The sequence below is a fragment of the Actinosynnema mirum DSM 43827 genome (assembly GCF_000023245.1).
In the GTDB taxonomy this organism is placed as follows: Bacteria; Actinomycetota; Actinomycetes; order Mycobacteriales; family Pseudonocardiaceae; genus Actinosynnema; species Actinosynnema mirum.
Map to the genome: position 1 here is coordinate 4,765,991 of NC_013093.1, position 19,290 is coordinate 4,785,280.

Here is a 19,290-nt window from a genome sequence, read left to right on the forward strand (position 1 = left end):
GAGGACGGGTGCGAGCCGACCGGCTGCTGTCGATGATGCTGCTGCTCCAGTCGCACGGCAAGCTGTCGGCGCGCACCCTCTCCAAGCGCCTGGAGGTGTCCACCCGCACGGTCATGCGGGACGTCGCGGCCCTGTCCGCGACGGGCGTCCCGGTCTACACCGAGCGCGGCCCGAACGGCGGCATCGCGCTGCTGCCGGACTTCCGCACCGACGTCACCGGCCTGACCGCCGAGGAGTCCAAGGCCCTGTTCGTGCTGCTCACCGATCGCGCGCACGCCGACCTGGGCCTGGCCCCCGCGCTGCGCTCGGCGCTGCGCAAGGTGATGGCAGCCCTGCCCGAGAACCACCGAGGGCAGGCCGAGGCCACCAGCAGACTGGTGCTGGTGGACCCCGCGCGCTGGCGCGGCAGGCGAGCACCGGCCCCGGACGCGCTGGCCCCGGTCCAGGAAGCGGTCTTCACCGGCCGCCGCCTGCACCTGCGCTACCGCGACGGCAAAGGCGCGCTGACCACGCGCACCACCGACCCGCACGGCCTGGTCAACAAGGCGGGCACCTGGTACCTGGTGGCGAGCCACCGGGGCGCGCACCGCCTGTTCCGCCTGGACCGCGTCCTGTCCGCGACGGTCCTGGACCAGCAGGCCCAGCGCTCACCCCACGAGCTCGCCGACCTGTGGGACCAGCTGCGCAAGCGCGTCGACGAAGCCCCGGCCCCGCTTCTGGCGACCGCGGCCGTGCGCCGCACGATCCTGCCCCGCTTCCTGGTGTTCCACGCCCCGGACCTGGACGGCGACCCCGAGGACCTGGACGAGGACCGCGCACTGGTGCGCCTGCGCTTCCGCGCGGTGCCGATGGCCACGACCCTGCTGTCGTTCGGCGCCGACGTGGAAGTGCTCGACCCACCCGAACTGCGCACCGAACTCGCCGCCCGGGCCGCAGCCGTCACCGAGCTGTACCGGACCGACCGACCACCTCCCGCCTCATGACCCCGTTGCGCGCCAAGGAACACCCCGCCTCGCACTGCACCAGCCCACCGCGCCTTGGATGATGGGGCGTCCACCCACATCCCAGGGGGCCCGGATGCGAGCGCTCGGCGCGGTGCTGCTCCTGTCGGCAGCGCTCACCACCCCCACCAGCCCCACGCCACCCACCGGTCCTGCGGGCGCCACGAGCACGGCGGTTCCCACGAGTACAGCGACCCCGACGAGCACGGCGGTCCCCACCGCGCGGCTCGGCTGCCTGCTGCCGCCGTGCGGCGCCGTGGAGAACCGCACGCCCACGCGGATCACCGTGCGCTGGGCCGACTACGGCAATGGCTGGTCCTACGGGGCCGTGCCGCCGTGGGGCCGGATGGGCGGCTGGTGGCACGACCGGATCGACGTCGACTACTTCCTGATCGCCCCCGGTTGCCGGGCCACGACCTCGGGCTGGGTCAGCAGCTTCGGCCCCGGCTGGTACAAGATCGGTTCGGACGAGACGGTCGTGCTCAACGGTCACACGTGCTCGACCGCTCCGGCAGCCGCGCGCTGACCGCCCCCACCAGCAGCTCGACGGTGTAGTCGAACTCCCGGTCGTGGTCGCACCGGGCCAGGTGCGGCGCGGCGGCGACCAGCCCCGGCAGCCCCGACGAGGCCAGCACGGCACGCCTGCGGGCGATGCCCACCGAATCCGCCGTGCCCAGCTCGGGCCCCGCGGACACCTCGCGCAGCAGCGTGCCGACCACGGCCGCCAGCAGCGCCCGCAGCAGGTGGACGGCCTCCTCCGGCTCGATCCCCGCCCGCAGCAGCACCGACAGCGCCGCCTCGATCGGCGCGAGCCCGGCCGCCGAGGCCAACTGGCGGGTCAGCACGAGCGCGGCCACGCCCGGATGGGCGAGCGCGCCCCTGCGGAACTCGACCGCGATGGCCCGCAGGTCGTCCGCAGGCACACCTGTCGGCTCCGGAAGCCGGATGCCCCGCAGGACGTGCTCGGCGAGCGCGTCGAGCAGCCCGCCCTTGCCCTCGACGTGGTTGTAGAGGCTCTTGGCGTCCACGCCGAGCCGGCGGGCGACGCTGCGCATCGAGACCGCCGAGACACCCTCCGCGTCGGCCACCGCCACCGCGGCGTCCAGGATCACCGCCCTGGACAGCTGCGCCGCTCCCCTCGGCGGGCGTCCTCGGCGGACGCCCTCGGGTGTGGCGGGCGGGGTCTCGTCGGCTGGGGCGGTCACGTCCCCATGATGCCCCACCTTGATAAAACCCACGCCGGGGGTTTAACGTGCCCGCCGATCGGCCCCTTCCCACCTCCCTCCACCGCTCGTCCTCGACAACGACGCGCCCGCGCACCACCGATCCGCCCGCACCGGCACGCGATCCCTCCCGACCGCACGCGCCGCACGGCGCGACGCAGCCGGGTGACCGCCCCCGGAGCGGCGGACCGGCCACGCGGGCCGGGCACGACCGGGCGGCCCCCTGCTCCACCCCCGAGCCGTCCACCACCACGCCATCCACCACCGCGCCGTCCACCACCGCGCCCGGCGCAGCGCCCTCCCCCACACCCCGCGCGAGAACACCGGAGAGCACCGCAGATGAGCCGTTTCGCCATCCCCACGACCGACGTGCTGAAGGCCCGCGAGAAGCTGGTCCTCGACCACTTCCACGACGAGGTCGTGCACCAGTGGGACGACGTGCTGTCGACCTTCCCCCACCCGCACTACGAGCTGATCTCCACCATGACCGTCCACGACGGGGACGCGGAGGTCCGGGGGTACTACAACGACACCAGGGCCGCCTTCCCCGACCAGGACCACGAGCTGATCGCGCTGCGGCACAGCGCGGACGCGGTCATCGCGGAGTTCTGGCTCATGGGCACCCACGAGGGCCCGCTCGGCAAGATCCCGCCCACCGGGCAGCGCTTCCGGGTCCGGGTGACGGCCTACTTCATCTTCGACGAGGACGAGACCCTCGTCTGCGAGCGCGTCTACTTCGACACGCTCACCATGCTCAAGCAGGTGCTGACCGGGGTGAACCTCAAGAACCCGCGCAACTGGCCGCTGGTGGTCAAGGCGGTGCGCGGCCTGCTCGCCATGTCCGGCGAGCCGGACGAGCGGCTGCTCAGGACCACCCCGCCCAAGCTCGGCGCGGACGACTGAGCCGTGCGGGTCCACCACCTCAACTGCGGCACGATGCGCCTGCCGGGCGCGCGCGTCGTGACGCACGTGCTGCTGCTGGAGACGCCGACCGGACTGGCCCTGGTGGACACCGGGTACGGCGTCGCCGACATCGCCGCGCCCGCCCGGCGGCTCGGCGCGTACCGGCACGTCGTCCGGCCGGTCCTGGACCGGGCCGAGACCGCCGTCGAGCAGGTGCGCGGGCTCGGGTTCGCGCCCGAGGACGTGCGCGACGTCGTGGTCACCCACTTCGACACCGACCACGTCGGCGGGCTCGCGGACTTCCCCTGGGCGCGGGTGCACGTGACCGCGACCGAGTGGGAGGCCGCCTCCCGGCCGCGCACCGCGCTGGAGCGGGCGCGCTACCGGTCGGCGCAGTGGGAGCACGGGCCGCAGATCGCGGCGCACGGGCCTGGCGGCGAGTCCTGGCGCGGGTTCGCGGCGGCTCGGGAGCTGACCGACGTGGCGCCCGGCGTGGTGCTCGTGCCGCTTCCGGGGCACACCAGGGGGCACGCGGCGGTGGCCGTGGACGCCGGTTCCCGCTGGGTGCTGCACGCCGGTGACGCCTTCTACGACCTCCGGGCGCTGACCGGCGGGGTGAAGCCGCCAGCGGCGCTGCGGGCGCAGGAGCGGGCCGTCGCCCACGACCGCGGGTCGCTGCGCGCCAACCAGGAGCGGTTGGCCGAACTGCACCGTCAGGGTCAGCAGGACCTGCTGCTGGTCAACGCGCACGACCCGGCGCCGCTGGCCGCCGCCCGCTGACCTGCGGGCCCGATCGTCGCCGGAGGACTCCGAGCACGCGGCGCACCGAGGGGGCGCGTTCCCCACTCCCACGGGGGAACGCGCCCCCTCACCCTTCCCGGCCTCCCGCTCGGACACCCGAGCCTGGATGCGCTTCCCCTGTCGCACAAGGGTTTCCCGCAGCGCAGCGCGCCACCGGCCGTCCTGCGGACCGCGCCCGTCCGCAGAGGACCCCGCTCCGACGAACGGCGGAACCCCACGCCAGCGCGCACCGTCACGCGCGGAACCGTTGCCCCGCAACACCTTCCCCATCGACGTCCACATCATCGCCGTTCCCCTCACCCGTCGGTCCGCCTTCGCTCGCAGTACCAGGTTCGGCAGGACGGCCAAGTTCCACAAACGTCCATCCACAGGCGAGTCAGTTGTCCACAGGGGACCGATCGGGTGACTGGACACAAACTTGTTGCACTGCTCCACACACCCGGGGTAACTTCTCCACCAAGGTCAACCTCCCGGATGCTGGCGCTCAGTTCGCCCCCGTGAGGCTTTCTCTTCCGAAACACCCATCACCGACGTCATCCGGCGTGCGGTCGTGGTCCCACATCCCGGCGCGGTCCCGCGCCGACCCTCCCACGCCCTCGCACGCCCTGTTCAGAATTGGAGAAAACCCTTGAACACCACCACAGACGACACGACGACAGGCGCCATCCCGACCCAGCGCGCCGTCCACACGCAGCACCACGAGCACGGCGACGACCACTTCCTGGTGACCGGTCTCCTCGACACCGCAGGCGATTCCACGTTCCTGCGCACCAAGGGCTACACCTCGGACGAGGGCGACGTGCGCGTCTCCCAGTCACTGGTCCGCCGCTGGGGCCTGCGCAGGGGCGACGAGATCACCGGTTGCGCGAAGCCCCCGGTGGAAGAGCGCAAGCACGCCCGGCTGGACCACGTCCACAGCGTGAACGACCTGCCGCCGGAACGGCTGTCGGGCAGGCCGGAGTTCACCGACCTGCCGCCGCTGCACCCGAAGGAGCGGCTGCGGCTGGCCTCGGACGCCGAGGACCTGACCGGCCGCGTCATCGACCTGGTGATGCCCACCGGCAAGGGCCAGCGCGCGCTGATCTCGGCTCCCCCGAAGGCGGGCAAGACCTCCGCGCTGCGGGCCATCGCGCGCGGCATCGGCGCCAACCACCCCGAGTGCCACGTGATGCTCGTGCTGGTCGGCGAGCGCCCCGAGGAGGTCACCGACCTGCGGCGCAGCGTGCGCGCCGAGGTGGCCGCCGCGACGTTCGACCAGTCCCCGCAGGAGCAGATCGCGGTCGCGGAGCTGGCGCTGGAGCGGGCCCGCCGCCTGGTCGAGCTGGGCCGGGACGTGGTGATCCTGCTGGACTCGCTGACCCGCCTGGGCCGCGCCTACAACCTGGCGGCTCCCACCTCGGGCCGGGTGCTCAGCGGTGGCGTGAGCGCGAGCGCGCTGCACCCGCCGAAGCGGTTCCTCGGCTCGGCGCGCAACGTGGAGGGCGGCGGTTCGCTGACCATCTTCGCGACCGCGCTGGTCGAGACCGGTTCCACCGGCGACACGGTGATCCACGAGGAGTACCGGGGCACCGGCAACGCCGAGCTGAAGCTGGACCGCTCGCTGGCCGACCGCAGGGTGCACCCGGCGGTGGACATCCGGCAGAGCAGCACCCGGCGCGACGAGCTCCTGATGTCACCGGCCGAGCAGTCGGCGACGCGGGTGCTGCGCAGGGTCCTGCAGATGCGCGAAGGCGATCGTGGGATCGACGTGCTGCTGGACGGCTTGCGCAAGACCTCCACGAACGCGGAGTTCCTGCACCGGCTCACCCAGACGACGCCGGTCCGCCGCGCGATCGCGGCCTGACCCCGACAACCCTTGCCACACAAGCGCTCCACCACGCAGCACCGTCCGCAGCGGACGCCCACAGCAGTGCCGAACCGAGGTTCACCTCCCCCCTCCTCACGCGAAGGTCCCGAAGATCATGCCCAACTCCCGGCCCCCGACGAAGAACCCCGGCCACCCCGCAGGTCCCCGTTCCCCCAAGCACAGCCGCCCGCAGCCCCGCGCGACCAGAACCCCCGTCAGGGCGCGCGATCTCCGCGCCGTCTGCCGGGGCTCCCGACCGGTCGCCGCGTAGCGGAGGACCACCGTGCCATCCGGGGTGCGGCAACCGCCTCGCTGCGGCCACCGCGCCCCGCACCGCACATCCCCCGGCCGAGGCCGGAAACGCTTTCCCCCTGCCAGAGCGCGATTCCAGGCGGCGCGTCACGCGGTCCCGCCCGCTCAGCCGGATCGGATCACCGAGTCGCGCGTCCCGGACTTGCAGCGCTCGCACAACTCCCGCCCAGGGCGCAGGTAGAGCAGCCGGTTGTCGCACCGGCGGCACCACTGCGGCACGTCACCCCCTTCCCGCGCGAGCGGGGCGCTCCCCGCTGTTCCCCGGCGCTGCTCGGGGATGCGGGGAGGTAGCAGGCGGGCTTGCCGGTCAGCTGCTCGTAGTGGCGCAAGGACCCCTGCTCCACGAGGTGGACCAGATTTCCCGCGTGCATCAGCGGAACCAGGAAACCGGCCGGGACCGCCGCCGCCACCCGGTCCAGGGTGTAGCCGGGCAGCGCCTCCACCCTCGGGTGGACGCCGCGCAGTGCCCCCGTCCCGCGACCGGGCAGCGGTCGAAGGAGTCCACCGCGCACCTGGCCGCCACCACCCGCTTGAGCCCTGTCGCCACCGCGGTTCCCCTGGGCGGCAGGTGGTCCCAGGAGACCCGGTTGCAGCCGGCCGACGGGACGCGGTGGAACCAGCTCGGGGACCGGTCCGCCGCGGTGAACCACAGCGGCAGCCAGCCCGCGCGGCGCGATCTCGTGGCACGGCTGCGCGCCGTCGCGCTCGACACCTGCGAGGCCCGCACCTGGACGCCGGTCGGAACCGGGCCGTGGATGGCCACGTCCTGCGGACCACTGCCCACCAGGTCCCGCCCCACCTCGCTCGGGTGCCCCGCGTCGTCGCCCGCCCGGTGCCAGTAGTCCCACCGCTGCCGGTGCTCGTCGGTGACCGGCAGGATCTCGTGAGGGCCTCCGCCGCAACGACCGGGCTCGGCGCCGTCGTCACCTCCGACGTGGACCGCGCGGTAGCGCCCCCGGACGTGCTCGACGCGCAGTTCTCCTTGCCCCGACGCGCTTTCCAGGCACAGCAGCTCCCCCGCGCCACGCAGTCCCGTGACGAGGCGGTGGTCCGCCTCGGACAGGTCGAGCTCCCGGTTGCCCGGCACGTGCCAGACCAACGTCGTCACAGCGGCCACCTCCCCCGAAAACCCAGCGCACACCACCGAGGTTAAGGAACCGGACATCCGACACCAATCACTCGAAGGGGGACATCGGCGGTAGCTGCCGCTGGGCCGCGCGGCGCAATACGGTTTGACCAGGAGCACTGGAACCAGGCAAATCGAAAGAAGGAGACCGGCTATGCGAACGCCCCAGATCCTCACCCAGACCTCAGCCCTGATCGGCAGCCGAGCCCGCCGAGCGGTTCGGCAGGCGTATGCCGTACTGCGCGATCTTGCGGTGCAGCGTGGCCTTGCCCGTCTCCAGCGCCGCTGCGGCGCTCACGACGGTGGCGCCCGGAGCGATCAGGCAGCGGACCATGTCGTCGCGCTCCAGCACTTGCAGCCTGCTGAGCCCGCGCCCCGAGCCGGCGAGCACCTCGGCGGGCAGGTGCCGCACGTCGATCAGGTCCGTGCGCGCGGACGACTCCCGGACCACGGCGCGCAACTGCTTGGCGTTGCCGGGCCAGTCGAAGGCGGTCAGCGCGCGGCGAGCGACGGGGGTGAAGGCAAGGTCCCGTCTCCGGTCGCTGCGGGAGAAGTGGCCTGCCAGCGCCAGGACGTCGGCCGGGCGCCCGCGCAGCGGCGGGGCCTCCACGACGCGGTCCACCAGTGCCGCGAGCGGCTCGTCCAGGGTGTCGCAGCGGTCCGCCGTGAGCACGAACAGCTGCGGTCCACCAGTGCGCACGTCCGCGCAGCGCTGCGCCAGTTCCGCCGCCGCCCACGCGGGCAGGCGGTCCATCCCGGAGAGCACGACGCAGGTGCTGCTCTTGCCCAGCTCCGGGGACCACAGCGCGAGCCACGCATCGACGTCGTCGACCGAGGGCGGGCGGGCCACCAGCACACGGTCTCCAGGATGCAGGGCGCGCCTGACCAATGCCGCCAGCGCGGCCGGTCCGAAGCCCTGCTCGCCGATGACCTGTCGGCCGGGAAATTACGGGGCCGGTCGATCCTGGTTCCACAGCCGGGCACGAAGCAGCGATGACGTGGAGCGGTCCGGGAGGGCGATCATGGGTGTGATGCCGCGGGCGCGCCCAGCGGCGGTACTTGTCGTGGTTGTAGCCGGGGTCGGCGTGGAGCTGGCGGGGTCGGCGATACGGCTTGCCGACCATGCCCCGGATCGGCGGGACGGCGTTGAGCAGCGGGATCGGCTGGGTGATGTCGTTGCGGTTGCCGCCGGTCGGCGTCACGGCCAAAGGGGGATGCCGGTGGCGTCGGTGATCAGGTGGTGCTGGGAGCCGGGCTTGTCCCGGCCGACCGGCCTCGGCCCTGTGCGGTCCTCCTGTGGGTGCGCGCAGGTGGATGGAGTCGACCAGCGCGGCCGACAGGTCCGGCAGGCCGGCCGCGCGCAGCTCGGCGAGCAGCCGTTCGTGCGGTTGCCGCCACGCCCCGGCCTTGTTCCACTGGGTCAACCGCCGCCAGCGCGTCGCGCCCGAGGCGCCGAACAGAGCGGTGGGCAGCTGGTTTCAGCCGATCCCGGTGCGGACGGCGCGCAGGATGCCCTCCAAGGCCGCCCGGTCGTTCACGCGTCTGCAGCCGGGATGACGGAAGCGCCTCGGGCGCAACGGGATCAGCGGTGTAAGCCGAGCCCGCAGCTCATCGGTAAGGACCTCCTTGCGCACGCCGTGATCTTCGAAGATCCAAAGCCGCGGGCAAGCCGACACGCCAGCTCATTCTGAACTGACCGCTGAGGGCGGCTGGGCGCGAGCCCTCTCCCGGACCCCCACCAGAGCAGAGAATTCTTGCGGAGAAAGGAGAACAGATGCTGTGAGGGCCGAAGCCACCTGCCCGGTCAGCCCGGTAGTGGGCGCTGCATCAGGATGGTCCCGATCCACCGCTCGTGCTTGTAGCCGACGGCTTCCAGGCGTCCGGCCTCGGTGAAACCGAACCGCCGGTGCAGCACCAGCGAGCCTTCCCCGTCCTCGGTGATCACCGCGATGGTCTGCCTGATCCCCGAGCTGTCCGCCAGCGCGAGCAGCGCTTCCAGCAACGCCGCTCCCGTTCCTCGACCGGTGGCGGTGGGGGCGAGGTAGATCGTGTCCTCGGCGGTGTGCCGGTAGGCGGGTTTGGCGCGCCACGGTGCCAGGTAGGCGAACCCGACGACCTCGCTCCCCTGGTCCGCGATCAGGAACGGCAGTCCTCGGGCGGTGACTTCGCCGTGCTTGCGCCGCCAGTCGTCCACGGTGGGCGGGACGAGGTCGAAGGTGACCGTGCTGTGGTGCACATAGTGGGCGTAGATCGCCGCTACCGCCTCCAGGTCGTCGGCGGTAGCGGGGCGGACGGTCACCTCGGGCGTGGTCACGGGCACTCGCTCCTTCGAGAGGGCTGACGGAGCACACTAGTGCCGCAGCAGCAGGAGAACCCGCTTCCGACTACGGGGCGTGCGATGCCCGCGATTGCCGGAGCCTGGGATCGCTGGAGTTTGGGATCGCTGGAGTTTGGGATCGCTGGAGCCTGGGATCGCCCGAACCTGGGGTCGCTGGAGCCGGCGATCGTCGGGACAGGCCAGTACTGCGAGCCTGCGGTGGTTCAGCCGCGTGGGAAGACGGCCAGGGCCACGTCGACGGCGGTGAGCAGGGTGTCGCGGTCGGCTCCGCTGCGGGCCTGGACGGCTATGCCGTGCTGGACGGTGGCGACGTAGGCGGCGAGGCTTTCGGGGGTGGCGGTCGCCGGTAGTTCCGCTGCGGGGGCCGCGGTCAGGCGGTCGCGGAGCCGTGCGCGGTCTGCGGCTCGGATCTCGGACAGGCGGGTGCGGACGGATTCCGATTCGGCGGAGCAGCTGAGTGCGCCGTGCACGATGAGGCAGCCGTGCGGGGAGTCGTCGCCCGTGGTGGCGTCCACGGAACCTCGCCAGACCGCAGCCACGACCTCGCGCACGGTGGGCAGGGCCAGGGCTTCGGTGATGTAGCTGGCGACGGTCTCGGCGTAGCGGAGCAGGACCTGGTCGAAGAGGGCCTCTTTGCTGCCGAAGGCCTGGTAGAGGCTGCCCTTGCGGATGCCCATCGCCTCGGTGAGGTCGGTCAGGGAGGTGCCTTCGTAACCGCGCCGCCAGAACAGGTCCAGCGCGGCGTCGACGGCGGCGTCCGCGTCGAAGCCCCTGGGTCTTCCTCGTGGCACCGCTGCCTCCTCCCTCGGGCCGCCCCACCGTACCCGTGCCCTTCGGGAGGCGGCTTGACAGCCGGGCCGCCCCGCCGATTCATTATGACCGGTCGGTCAAAAAATAGTCGAGCACCCGAGGGGCAGCACCGGCGATGGACAGGCCCAGCACTACGACGCCCGTCGCGACGTCCACGGTCGAGACCACGGGCGGCGGGGAGTTCCTGCACGTGCCCTCCGGTGAGGGCGAGACCGTGTGGCTCAACGGCGACATCCGGGAATGAGGACGGGGCGTTCTCCCTGTTCGACGGCGAACTGGAGATCTGCGCCGGGGAGACCCCGGTGCACGCAGGCCCCGGCGACTTCGTGTTCATCCCCGCAACACCGCGCACGGGTTCCGCAAGACCGGCCTGCGCCCCGCCCGCCAACTGCTGGTGTTCAGCCCCGGCGGTTTCGAGCGGTCTTCACCGAGGCGGGCGTGCCCGCCGTCGCGGGACAGCCGGTCCTTCCCTTCGACCCCGCCGACAACCCACGCGCGGTCGTGGTCGGAGCCCGCTACCACTCCTTCCAGGTCTGACCACAGGGATTTGCCCCCTGAGTCTGACCACCTGGGTCCGACCACCTGGGTCCAGTCGACCAGGTCCACCCAGGCGGACCGGGCAGACCAGTCGGACCGGTCGGGCTAGTCGGGCTAGTCGGGCCGGTCGGGCTCGTCGGGCCGGTCGGGCTGGTCAACCGGGCCGGGCTGGGTGACGAGCCGGCATCGCCGGTCAGGCCGGGTGGGAAGCGTTTACCAGCGAGTCGCCGAGAAAGCAGGAAGTCGATGCCACTGGCCGTGTACGTGCTGGGACTGGGGATCTTCGCCCTCGTCACCAGTGAGCTCCAAGTCGCCGGGATGATGCCCGAGATGGCGCGCGGCCTGGAGGTGTCGGTGCCCGACATCGGGTACCTGATCTCGCTGTACGCGCTGGCGATGGCGGTGGGTGGCCCGATTCTCACCGCGGCGCTGCTCAAGCTGCCCAAGCGGACGGCGTTGATGGTGCTGTTCCGGGGCGTTCGTCGCGGGTGAGGCGCTGGCGGCGCTGGCTGCGGACTACTGGTTCGTGCTGGTGGCGCGGCTGATCACCGGGGCGGTGTCCGGGGCCTTCTTCGGCGTGGCGATCGCCATCGCCATCGAGATCTCCCGGCCCGAGGTGGCGGGGCGGGCGGTGTCGGTGGTGCTGAGCGGGCTCATGGCGGGCACCGTGCTCGGGCTGCCCGTGGCGAGCTGGATCGGGCCGGAGTTCGGGTGGCGCGCGAGCTTCTGGGTCGTGGCCGCGGTGGCGCTGGTGGTCGGTGTGATCACCGCAGGGGCCGTGCCGAAGCTGGAGGGTGACGGGACCACGTCGGTGCGCGGGGAGTTCGCGGTGTTCAAGAACTGGAAGCTGTGGGCGGTGTACTCGACGTCGACGCTGGTGATCGGGTCCACCTACGCGGCGTTCAGCTACTTCACCCCGATCCTGTCCGAGGTGACCGGGTTCAGCGGCGGGTGGGTGACCGGGCTGCTGGTGGCCTGCGGCGTCGCGACGATCGTGGGCAACACCGTCGTCGGCAGGCTCGCCGACCGGCACGCGATCCCGACGATCGCTTTCGGGCTGGTGTCGCTGATGGTCCTCCTGTCGCTGTTCGCGCTGCTCACCGAGAACAAGCCGGTCGTGGTGGCGGTGCTGCTCGGGGTCGGACTGGTCGGCGTGACGATGAACCCGGCGCTGGTGGCCAGGGTCATGGGCGTGGCCAACGGACGGCCGCTGGTCAACACCGTGCCCACCTCGTGCATCACCTTCGGCGTGGTGATCGGGTCGTGGCTGGGCGGGCTGGGGATCGACGCCGGGTTGGGCTTGCGGGCTCCGCTGTGGATCGGGGCGGCGATGGCCGTCGTCGGCCTGGCGACCCTGCTCCCCGACTTGCTGCGCCGGTCCGCTGCGGCGTCGGCTCCCGAACGCGTGGGGGAACTGAAGGCCGTGTGAGCGGGATCGGTGGCGGGGCGATTCAGGCGGGATTGGTGGCGGGTGGTTCAGGCGGGGGGTGGTTGGTGGAGTGGTTCAGACGGGGGGTGGCGGGACGGTTCAGGCGGGGGTGGTCGGTGCGGGCAGGCGCACGGTGAAGATCGAGCCTGCTCCGGGTTCGCTGGTCGCCGAGACCGTTCCGCCGTGCGCCTCCACCAGCTTGCGCACGATGGCCAGGCCCAGGCCGCTGCCGCCGGTTCGTCTGCTGCGGGACTTCTCGGCTCGCCAGAAGCGGTCGAACACGTGGGGGAGGTCTTCGGGGGTGATGCCGGTGCCGGTGTCGGTGACCGTGATGACGGCCTCGTCGCCGTCGCGCTCCGCGGTCACCTCGACCCGGCCTCCGGGTGGGACGTGTCGCACGGCGTTGGCGACGAGGTTGTCGAGGACCTGTCTCAGGCGCACCGGGTCGGCCTCGGCGGTGAGGGTGTCCGGTGCGGAGGTGGTGAGGGTGATGCCCGCGCGGGTCGCGGTCGTCTCGTGGGCGGCGCGCAGGCGATCCAGGACGGTGGTGAGGGGTTGGGGGGACACGGTTAGGCGCAGGCCGCCCGCGTCGGCCACGGCCAGGTCTTGCAGGTCGTCGACGATGTGCTGGAGGGCCAGGGCCTCCTTCAGGAGCAGGGCGATCAGTTCTGGGTCGCGGTCGGTCACGCCGTCCTCGGCGGCCTCCAGCCAGCCCCGGATGTTGCTGAGCGGGGTGCGGAGCTCGTGCGCGGTGTCGCTGACGGCGGCCTTGCGCAGGCCCTCCAGCCTGGCCCTGGCCTGCGCCATGGTGTTGAACGCCTCGGTGAGCCTGGCGATCTCGTCGCGGCCCCGCACGGCCAGGGGCTCGGTGTCGCCGCCCAGGGACATGCGGTGGGCGGCGGTGGTCAGCTCGCGGAGCGGGCGGATGATCCTGGCGCACGCCAGCGCCGTCACCACCACGGCGGCCAGCGCGATGGCCCCGGCTGCGGCTGCCACGCGCCACCAGTTGTCCGGGGAGAGGTCGAACGAGGCGACCGGGGCGCCCGTCGGCACGGTCACGTAGAGCAGCGCGGGGGGTGGGACGCGTTCGGACAGGTTCGCGTGGCGGGAGTCCGACACGCACGCCTCGGCGGCGGTGCGCTGGTCGTCGGTCAGGCGCTCCTCCCGGTACGGGGTGAGGTCGAGCTCCAGGTGGACGGGGTCCTGGGCCCGGCCCGCCAGGCAGGTGTTGGTCCGCTCCTCGAGGCCGAGCAGGGCTCGCGCGGCGTCCAGGAGCTCGCCCTCCAGCAGGTCGTCGCACTCCCTGAGGAACTCCGCGCCGGCTCCGGCGTCGTCCTGCTGGACGTAGTGGCACTTGAGGAACGACTGGACCAGGTGGTGCGGGTCGGCCGGGACGGTGCGGATCTCCGGCTCCCGCTCGGGGGCCGGCTCCGCTACCTGCGACGGGTCGCTCGGCATCAGGGACGCGAGCACCCGGTACGGCTCGCCCAGGCGCGGGTCGACGCGGTCCGCGGGCGCGTCGGGCACCAGCACCGGGTCGACCGACAGCGGGTCGACCACGGCCGAGGCGGTGGTGGGCAGCGGGCCGTGGCCGCCGACGTCGGCCAGGACGACGCCGTCCTTGGACAGCAGCGTGACCCGCCGCGTCGGGTGCCGGCGCACCAGCTCGGCCACGACCGGGCCGACCGCGCTCCAGTCCCGGTGCTCGACCGCGTGCGTGAGCAGGGTGGTGTAGATGCGGGCGTCGACCGACAGCTCCTGGCCCTGCTCGCGCTCGATGGAGGCGCGGGTGAGCTGCGCGGCCAGCCACGCGGTCGTGGCGATCGAGCACAGGGCGACCAGCACCGTGACGCCGAGGAACCGGAAGAACACGCTACGGCGCACCGGTCGCCCCCGAGGTCAGCTTGTAGCCGATGCCGTAGACGGTCACCAGGTGCACGGGCCTGCGCGGGTCGGGCTCGACCTTGCGGCGCAGGTTCTTCACGTGCGCGTCGATGGTGCGGCCGGTGATGTAGCGGTCGAAGCCGTGCATCCGGCGCAGCAGCTGCTCGCGGGTGAACACCCGGTCCACCTCGGACGCCAGGGTCTCCAGCAGCCGGAACTCCCCCGGCGTGCACTCCACCCGCGCGCCGTGCGCGGTCACCTCGTGGCGCACCGGGTCGACCGCGATGGGGCCCGCGCGCAGCAGCGGGTCGGGGGCGCGCGGCTCCACCCTGCGGCGCAGCAGGGTGCGCACCCTGGCGACCAGCTCGCGCGGGCTGAACGGCTTGGTCATGTAGTCGTCGGCGCCCAGGTCCAGGCCGAGGAGCACGTCGTCCTCGGTGGACCGGGCGGTGAGCACGAGCACCAGCACGTCGGACTCGGCGCGCAGCACCCGGCACACGTCCAGACCGTCCACCTTGGGCAGCATCAGGTCCAGCACGACCAGGTCCGGTCCGCGCTCCCGCGCGGTGTCGATGGCGGCCCGCCCGTCGTGGACGACGGCGACCTCGTGGTGGTCGCGCTCCAGGTACCGGCGCAGCAGCTCGGCCTGGCTCTCGTCGTCCTCGGCGATGAGGATGAGGGTGCTCACGCGGCGATGATAAGCACGCTCGCACCGCGCTCACGGCGTCATCACAGGACCCTCACAAGTGCCCGCCAAGCTGCAGCGCATGTCGAAATCCCGTAGCCGGGCCGCCGTCGCCGCGGTGGTCGCGCTGGCCGCCGTGACGGGCGCGGCCGTGCTGCTGCGCCCCGACGCGCCGCAGGCCGACCCGTCGGCGGACCGGCCCGACGTCGAGACCGCCACCGTCGAGCGGACCGACCTGACCAGCACCCGCTCGCTCCGGGGGACCCTGGGCTTCGGCGCGCCCAAGCCGGTCAAGGGCGGCGGGACCGGGACGGTGACGGCGCTGCCGCAGGTGGGCGCGACCGCCGAGCGCGGGAAGGCGCTGCACCGGGTGGACGACCGGCCGGTGCCGGTGCTCTTCGGCGCGACGCCGCTGTTCCGCAAGCTGGAGGAGCCCGGCGTGAAGGGCTCGGACGTGGCCGTGGTGATGGACAACCTGGCCGCGCTGGGCTACACCGTCGGCATCCGGCCCGACGACGACAGCAAGGCCGAGTTCACCCCGCGCGTGGTCGAGGCGCTGAAGAAGTGGCAGCGGAAGGTCGGGCTGCCGGACACCGGGAAGGTCGAGCCCGGTCAGGTGCTGGTGCTGGCGGGACCGGTGCGGGTGTCGTCGGTGACCGCCCAGCCGGGGGCGGCGGCCTCCGAGGAGCTGTTCCAGGTCACGCCCACCGGCAAGGTCGTCGTGCTCCAGGTCTCCCCCACCGAGGCGGGCGCGGTGTCGCAGGGCGCGAAGGTGCTGCTGACCAGGCCGGACGGGCGGGACGTGCCGGGCACGATCAGCTCGGTGGGCACGGCGGTGAGCGGTGAGCAGGGGCAGGGGGCCGGGCCGCGGATCGAGGTGGTGGTGACGCCGGACCGGGACGAGGACGTGGCCGACCTGGACTCGGCCCCGGTGCAGGTGAAGATCACGACGGAGCGGCGGGAGGGCGTGCTGTCCGTGCCGCTGGAGGCGCTGGTGGCGCTGCGCGAGGGCGGGTACGCGGTGCAGTCGCCCGGTGGCGCGCTGAAGGCCGTGGAGACCGGGATGCACTCGCAGAGCCGGGTCGAGGTCAGCGGGCCGGACGTCGTCGAGGGCATGGTCGTGGTGGTGGCCCGGTGAGCGCGGCGGACGCGACCGCGCGGATCAGGCCGGTTGAGGCCGGGACGACGCGGGTCCGGCCGGTCGGGGCGGGCGCGGAGGTGGTGCTGGAGCTGCGCGAGGTCGGCAAGCGGTTCCCCGGCGGGGTGACCGCGCTGGACTCGGTGTCGCTGCGCGTGGAGCGGGGCGAGCTGCTGGCGATCGTCGGGCCGTCCGGGTCGGGCAAGTCCACGCTGCTGAACATCATCGGCACCCTGGACCTGCCCAGCGCGGGAACGGCCGAGGTGGACGGGCACGACGTGCGCGAGCTGTCCGACCGGGCGCTGTCGGCGCTGCGCGGCAGCCGGATCGGGTTCGTGTTCCAGCAGTTCCACCTGTCCGACGGGCTGACGGCGGTGGAGAACGTCGCGGAGGGCCTGCGCTACACCGGGGTGCGGCGCGGGGCGCGGACCCGGCTCGCGGGGGCCGCGCTGGAGCGGGTCGGGCTCGGCCACCGGGGCGGGCACCGGCCGCACGAGCTGTCCGGCGGCGAGCGGCAGCGGGTGGCGATCGCGCGGGCCGTGGTGAACAGGCCCGCGCTGGTGCTGGCCGACGAGCCGACCGGCGCGCTGGACACGGCGACCGGGCGGTCGGTGCTGGAGCTGCTGTTCGAGCTGAACCGGCAGGGCACGACCATCGCGGTGATCACCCACGACCGGGACATCGCGGCGGCGCTGCCCCGCAGGGTGGAGCTGCGGGACGGGCGCGTCGTGGCGGACTCGGGGGTGGGGCGGTGAACGCGTCGTCGTCGCCACTGCCGCCGTCGTCGGAGGCGACCGAGCGGTTCGAGCCGGTCGCGCGGTCCTCGGGGCCGCCGTCGCCGCCCCGGCTGGCGCCGGCGGACCTGCTGTCGCTGGGCATGATCGGGCTGCGGACCCGGAAGCTGCGGGCGGTGCTGTCGGCGCTGGGCATCTCGTTGGGGATCGCGACGGTCGTGGTGGTGACCGGCATCCCGGCGTCCGGGCAGCGGGCGCTGATGGACGAGCTGACCGCGTTGGGCACCAACACGTTGCGGGCGCAGATGGCCCCCAGCGGGCAGGAACCCGTTCCGCTGCCCGAGGCCTCGGCGGGGATGGCCGGGCGGATCGGGCCGGTGACGGCGTCGGCCGCGGTGGCCAACACGCACACCCGCGTGCGTCGGTCCGACCTCATGGGTGATTCTGCGAGTTCCGACCTCACGGTGCTCGCAACCAGCCTCGGACTCCTGGAGACCGTGAACGGGAGAGTGGCGAGCGGGGAGTACATCACCGGGTCGACCCAGGCGTTTCCGTTCGTGGTGCTGGGACACGTGGCGGCGGGCAGGCTCGGGATCGACCGGGTTCCGGAGACCGGCGAGCGGCCGACGGTCCACATCGGACGGACCAGGTTCACCGTGGCGGGGGTGCTGGCCCCGATGCCGCTCGCGCCGGACGTCGAGCGGTCGGTGCTCGTCGGGTGGGACGCGGCGAAGGCGGAGCTGGGGTTCGACGGGCGGCCGACGGTGGTCTACGTCAAGGCGCGCGAGGAGTCCGTCGAGGCGGTGCGGACGGCGCTGGCCGCCACGCTGCACCCGGAGGCTCCGGGCAAGGTGCAGGTGAGCAGGCCGTCCGACGCGTTGGCGGCGAAGCGGGCGACCGAGAGCTCGTTCTCGGCGCTGCTGCTGGGGCTGGCCGGGGTGGCGCTGCTGGTCGGCGGGGTCGGGGTGGCCAACACGATGGTCATCTCGGTGCTGGAGCGGCGGCGGGAGATCGGGCTGCGGCGGGCGCTCGGGGCGACGCGCGGGCAGATCCGGGGGCAGTTCCTCATCGAGGCGGTGCTGCTGTCGGCGCTGGGCGGGGTGGCGGGGACGGGGCTCGGGGTGGTCGCGGTGATCGGGTACGCGGGGCTGCGCTCGTGGCCGGTCGTGATCCCGGTGGCGGCGGTGGGCGGCGGGGTGGTCGCGGCCGTCGTGGTGGGGGCGGTGGCGGGGCTGTACCCGTCGATCCGGGCCAGCCGGTTGACGCCCACGCAGGCGCTGGCGGCGCAGTAGGTGGGCGCGGCGGGCGAGGGCGGGGTTCGTGGGCGCGGGTTCGTGGGGTTGTGGTGGGTTTTCCTTCTGCGGTGAGGAGTTCGGGATGAGGGCAGTGCTGGTGGCGGGGGCGGTGGTGTTCGCGCTCGTCGGGTGCTCGGCTCCGGAGGTCGCGCCGGGAGTGGCGTCGTTGTCGTCCGGGACCGGGCAGGCCCCGGCCGCGTCGGCCGAGCGGGAGCGGCCTCGGGAGCGGTTGGACATGTCGCCCGAGGACCTGGACGCGTTGTGGAAGCCGCACCAGGAGTGCGTGGCGGAGCGCAGCGGGGTTCCGGTGAGCGGGTCCGGTTCCGAGGGGGGTGGCACGGGGATGCGGGCGGCCACGCCCGAGGAGGTCAGGGCGGACGAGGCGGCGCAGGAGGCGTGCGTGGACCGGCAGCCGTTGCCGCCCTGGGAGAAGGACCCCGCGAACCCGGAGGCGCACGACTTCGCGGTCCGGGTCGTGGACTGCTTGCGCGGCAAGGGGGTCAAGCACGTGGAGGTGGCGGTGGACGAGACCCTGGGTGGCCCGGTCATCTCGCTCGGGGGCGAGCACAACGACTCGGCCTCGATCTCGGCCGGGTTGGAGCACGTGCGGTCGTGCGAGACGGAGGCGTCGAAGAAGTGACGGGGCGGTGGGGCGCGGTGCGGGCGGTGATGGGGTGCGGGCTGGTGGCGGTGGCGCTGGTCTCGTGCTCGGCCCCGGAGGACGGGCCGGAGGTGGCGTCGTTGTCGACCGGGACCGGGCAGGCCCCGGCCGCGTCGACCGAGCGGGAGCGGCCCAGGGAGCGGTTGGACATGACGTCGGAGGACCTGGAGGCGCTGCAGCGGCCGTACTGGAAGTGCATGGGCGAGCAGGGGATTCCGGACAAGCGGGCGATGGGTGACCTGTCCGTCGTGCCGGAGGGCGACGAGAGGATCGCGGCGGCGGAGGCGGCTTGCGCGCACACGGTTCCGCTGCCGCCGTGGGAGAAGGACCCCGCGAACCCGGAGTCGCACGCGTTCCTGGTCCGGGTCGTGGACTGCTTGCGCGGCAAGGGGGTGGTGAAGGTGGAGGTCGTTCCAGGGGAGAGCGGTGGTCACACCATCGCGATGGGGGGTGCGGAGAACGACTCGGAGCAGGTCGGGCTCGCGCTGGGCCACATGTCCGAGTGCGAGGCGGAGGCTTCGCGCCGGTAGCGGGGGTGGCGGGGAGCGGGGGTGGCTGCGGGGAGCG

20 protein-coding genes are annotated in these 19,290 nt (G+C 73.2%); 13 read left to right on the top strand and 7 right to left on the bottom strand.

All coding sequences use genetic code 11. The annotated features are described in order from the left end of the window. Window positions 1-8: 8 nt before the first annotated feature. Window positions 9-983 (top strand): helix-turn-helix transcriptional regulator, encoded by a 975-nt coding sequence (locus AMIR_RS20205; protein ID WP_015802802.1) that lies wholly within the window; start codon window positions 9-11, stop codon window positions 981-983. A 94-nt stretch (window positions 984-1,077) separates the two neighbouring features. Further along, entirely contained in the window at window positions 1,078-1,527 is a 450-nt protein-coding gene (locus AMIR_RS20210) for a hypothetical protein (RefSeq protein ID WP_015802803.1), read from the top strand. Here the strand turns inward: AMIR_RS20210 and AMIR_RS20215 are convergent. Further along, window positions 1,484-2,206 (bottom strand): TetR family transcriptional regulator, encoded by a 723-nt coding sequence (locus tag AMIR_RS20215; protein ID WP_049796904.1) that lies wholly within the window; start codon window positions 2,204-2,206, stop codon window positions 1,484-1,486. The genes AMIR_RS20210 and AMIR_RS20215 overlap by 44 nt on opposite strands. 357 nt (window positions 2,207-2,563) lie before the next feature. On the opposite strand from AMIR_RS20215, the gene AMIR_RS20220 reads away from it, so the two are divergent. The 3 genes from AMIR_RS20220 to rho all read left to right on the top strand — a co-directional run bounded on the left by AMIR_RS20220 (window position 2,564) and on the right by rho (window position 5,771). Beyond that, a complete protein-coding gene (locus tag AMIR_RS20220; RefSeq protein WP_015802805.1) occupies window positions 2,564-3,127 on the top strand; it encodes an ester cyclase in 564 nt (187 codons plus the stop codon). Window positions 3,128-3,130: 3 nt separating this feature from the next. Continuing rightward, complete coding sequence (locus AMIR_RS20225; RefSeq protein WP_015802806.1) at window positions 3,131-3,907, top strand: MBL fold metallo-hydrolase; 777 nt, start codon at window positions 3,131-3,133, stop codon at window positions 3,905-3,907. Between the two features lie 649 nt (window positions 3,908-4,556). Continuing rightward, a complete protein-coding gene (rho, locus tag AMIR_RS20230; protein WP_342626557.1) occupies window positions 4,557-5,771 on the top strand; it encodes a transcription termination factor Rho in 1,215 nt (404 codons plus the stop codon). A 685-nt stretch (window positions 5,772-6,456) separates the two neighbouring features. Here rho and AMIR_RS20240 read toward each other — a convergent pair. From AMIR_RS20240 to AMIR_RS20260, 4 genes are all read right to left on the bottom strand, one after another. After that, complete coding sequence (locus AMIR_RS20240) at window positions 6,457-7,194, bottom strand: hypothetical protein (protein ID WP_015802808.1); 738 nt, start codon at window positions 7,192-7,194, stop codon at window positions 6,457-6,459. A gap of 202 nt (window positions 7,195-7,396) precedes the next feature. Further along, window positions 7,397-8,062 carry an AAA-type ATPase lid domain-containing protein gene (locus tag AMIR_RS20245; protein WP_143760816.1) on the bottom strand — a complete coding sequence of 222 codons (666 nt, stop codon included), beginning with the start codon at window positions 8,060-8,062 and terminating at the stop codon, window positions 7,397-7,399. Window positions 8,063-9,016: 954 nt separating this feature from the next. Then, complete coding sequence (locus tag AMIR_RS20255; RefSeq protein WP_015802809.1) at window positions 9,017-9,526, bottom strand: GNAT family N-acetyltransferase; 510 nt, start codon at window positions 9,524-9,526, stop codon at window positions 9,017-9,019. 227 nt (window positions 9,527-9,753) lie between these two features. Beyond that, the gene (locus AMIR_RS20260) at window positions 9,754-10,341 is read right to left on the bottom strand and encodes a TetR/AcrR family transcriptional regulator (protein ID WP_015802810.1); all 588 of its coding nucleotides are present in this window, start codon (window positions 10,339-10,341) and stop codon (window positions 9,754-9,756) included. Window positions 10,342-10,475: 134 nt separating this feature from the next. Between AMIR_RS20260 and AMIR_RS42825 the strand changes: the two genes are divergently transcribed. From AMIR_RS42825 to AMIR_RS20265, 3 genes are all read left to right on the top strand, one after another. Then, window positions 10,476-10,604 carry a hypothetical protein gene (locus AMIR_RS42825; RefSeq protein ID WP_280956181.1) on the top strand — a complete coding sequence of 43 codons (129 nt, stop codon included), beginning with the start codon at window positions 10,476-10,478 and terminating at the stop codon, window positions 10,602-10,604. 539 nt (window positions 10,605-11,143) lie between these two features. Beyond that, window positions 11,144-11,389, top strand: a complete 246-nt coding sequence (locus AMIR_RS42075) for a hypothetical protein (protein ID WP_245554526.1) — start codon at window positions 11,144-11,146, stop codon at window positions 11,387-11,389. A gap of 13 nt (window positions 11,390-11,402) precedes the next feature. Next, window positions 11,403-12,326 (top strand): MFS transporter, encoded by a 924-nt coding sequence (locus AMIR_RS20265; protein WP_342626599.1) that lies wholly within the window; start codon window positions 11,403-11,405, stop codon window positions 12,324-12,326. A gap of 99 nt (window positions 12,327-12,425) precedes the next feature. Here AMIR_RS20265 and AMIR_RS42830 read toward each other — a convergent pair whose 3' ends face one another. Together AMIR_RS42830 and AMIR_RS20275 are read right to left on the bottom strand one after the other, a co-directional pair. Beyond that, window positions 12,426-14,210 (bottom strand): sensor histidine kinase, encoded by a 1,785-nt coding sequence (locus AMIR_RS42830; RefSeq protein ID WP_015802811.1) that lies wholly within the window; start codon window positions 14,208-14,210, stop codon window positions 12,426-12,428. Further along, window positions 14,200-14,898 carry a response regulator transcription factor gene (locus AMIR_RS20275; protein WP_015802812.1) on the bottom strand — a complete coding sequence of 233 codons (699 nt, stop codon included), beginning with the start codon at window positions 14,896-14,898 and terminating at the stop codon, window positions 14,200-14,202. The genes AMIR_RS42830 and AMIR_RS20275 overlap by 11 nt, the downstream gene beginning before the upstream one ends. 79 nt (window positions 14,899-14,977) lie before the next feature. Between AMIR_RS20275 and AMIR_RS20280 the strand changes: the two genes are divergently transcribed. The 5 genes from AMIR_RS20280 to AMIR_RS40440 all read left to right on the top strand — a co-directional run bounded on the left by AMIR_RS20280 (window position 14,978) and on the right by AMIR_RS40440 (window position 19,253). Then, a complete protein-coding gene (locus AMIR_RS20280) occupies window positions 14,978-16,033 on the top strand; it encodes a peptidoglycan-binding protein (RefSeq protein ID WP_084799235.1) in 1,056 nt (351 codons plus the stop codon). A gap of 83 nt (window positions 16,034-16,116) precedes the next feature. Continuing rightward, window positions 16,117-16,788, top strand: a complete 672-nt coding sequence (locus tag AMIR_RS20285; protein WP_041838069.1) for an ABC transporter ATP-binding protein — start codon at window positions 16,117-16,119, stop codon at window positions 16,786-16,788. Next, complete coding sequence (locus AMIR_RS20290; RefSeq protein WP_015802815.1) at window positions 16,785-18,059, top strand: ABC transporter permease; 1,275 nt, start codon at window positions 16,785-16,787, stop codon at window positions 18,057-18,059. Before AMIR_RS20285 ends, AMIR_RS20290 begins: the two co-directional genes overlap by 4 nt. 85 nt (window positions 18,060-18,144) lie before the next feature. Beyond that, a complete protein-coding gene (locus tag AMIR_RS40435; RefSeq protein ID WP_015802816.1) occupies window positions 18,145-18,702 on the top strand; it encodes a hypothetical protein in 558 nt (185 codons plus the stop codon). Further along, window positions 18,675-19,253, top strand: coding sequence for a hypothetical protein (locus AMIR_RS40440; protein WP_280956187.1), 579 nt, complete (start codon window positions 18,675-18,677; stop codon window positions 19,251-19,253). Before AMIR_RS40435 ends, AMIR_RS40440 begins: the two co-directional genes overlap by 28 nt. Window positions 19,254-19,290 lie beyond the last annotated feature (37 nt).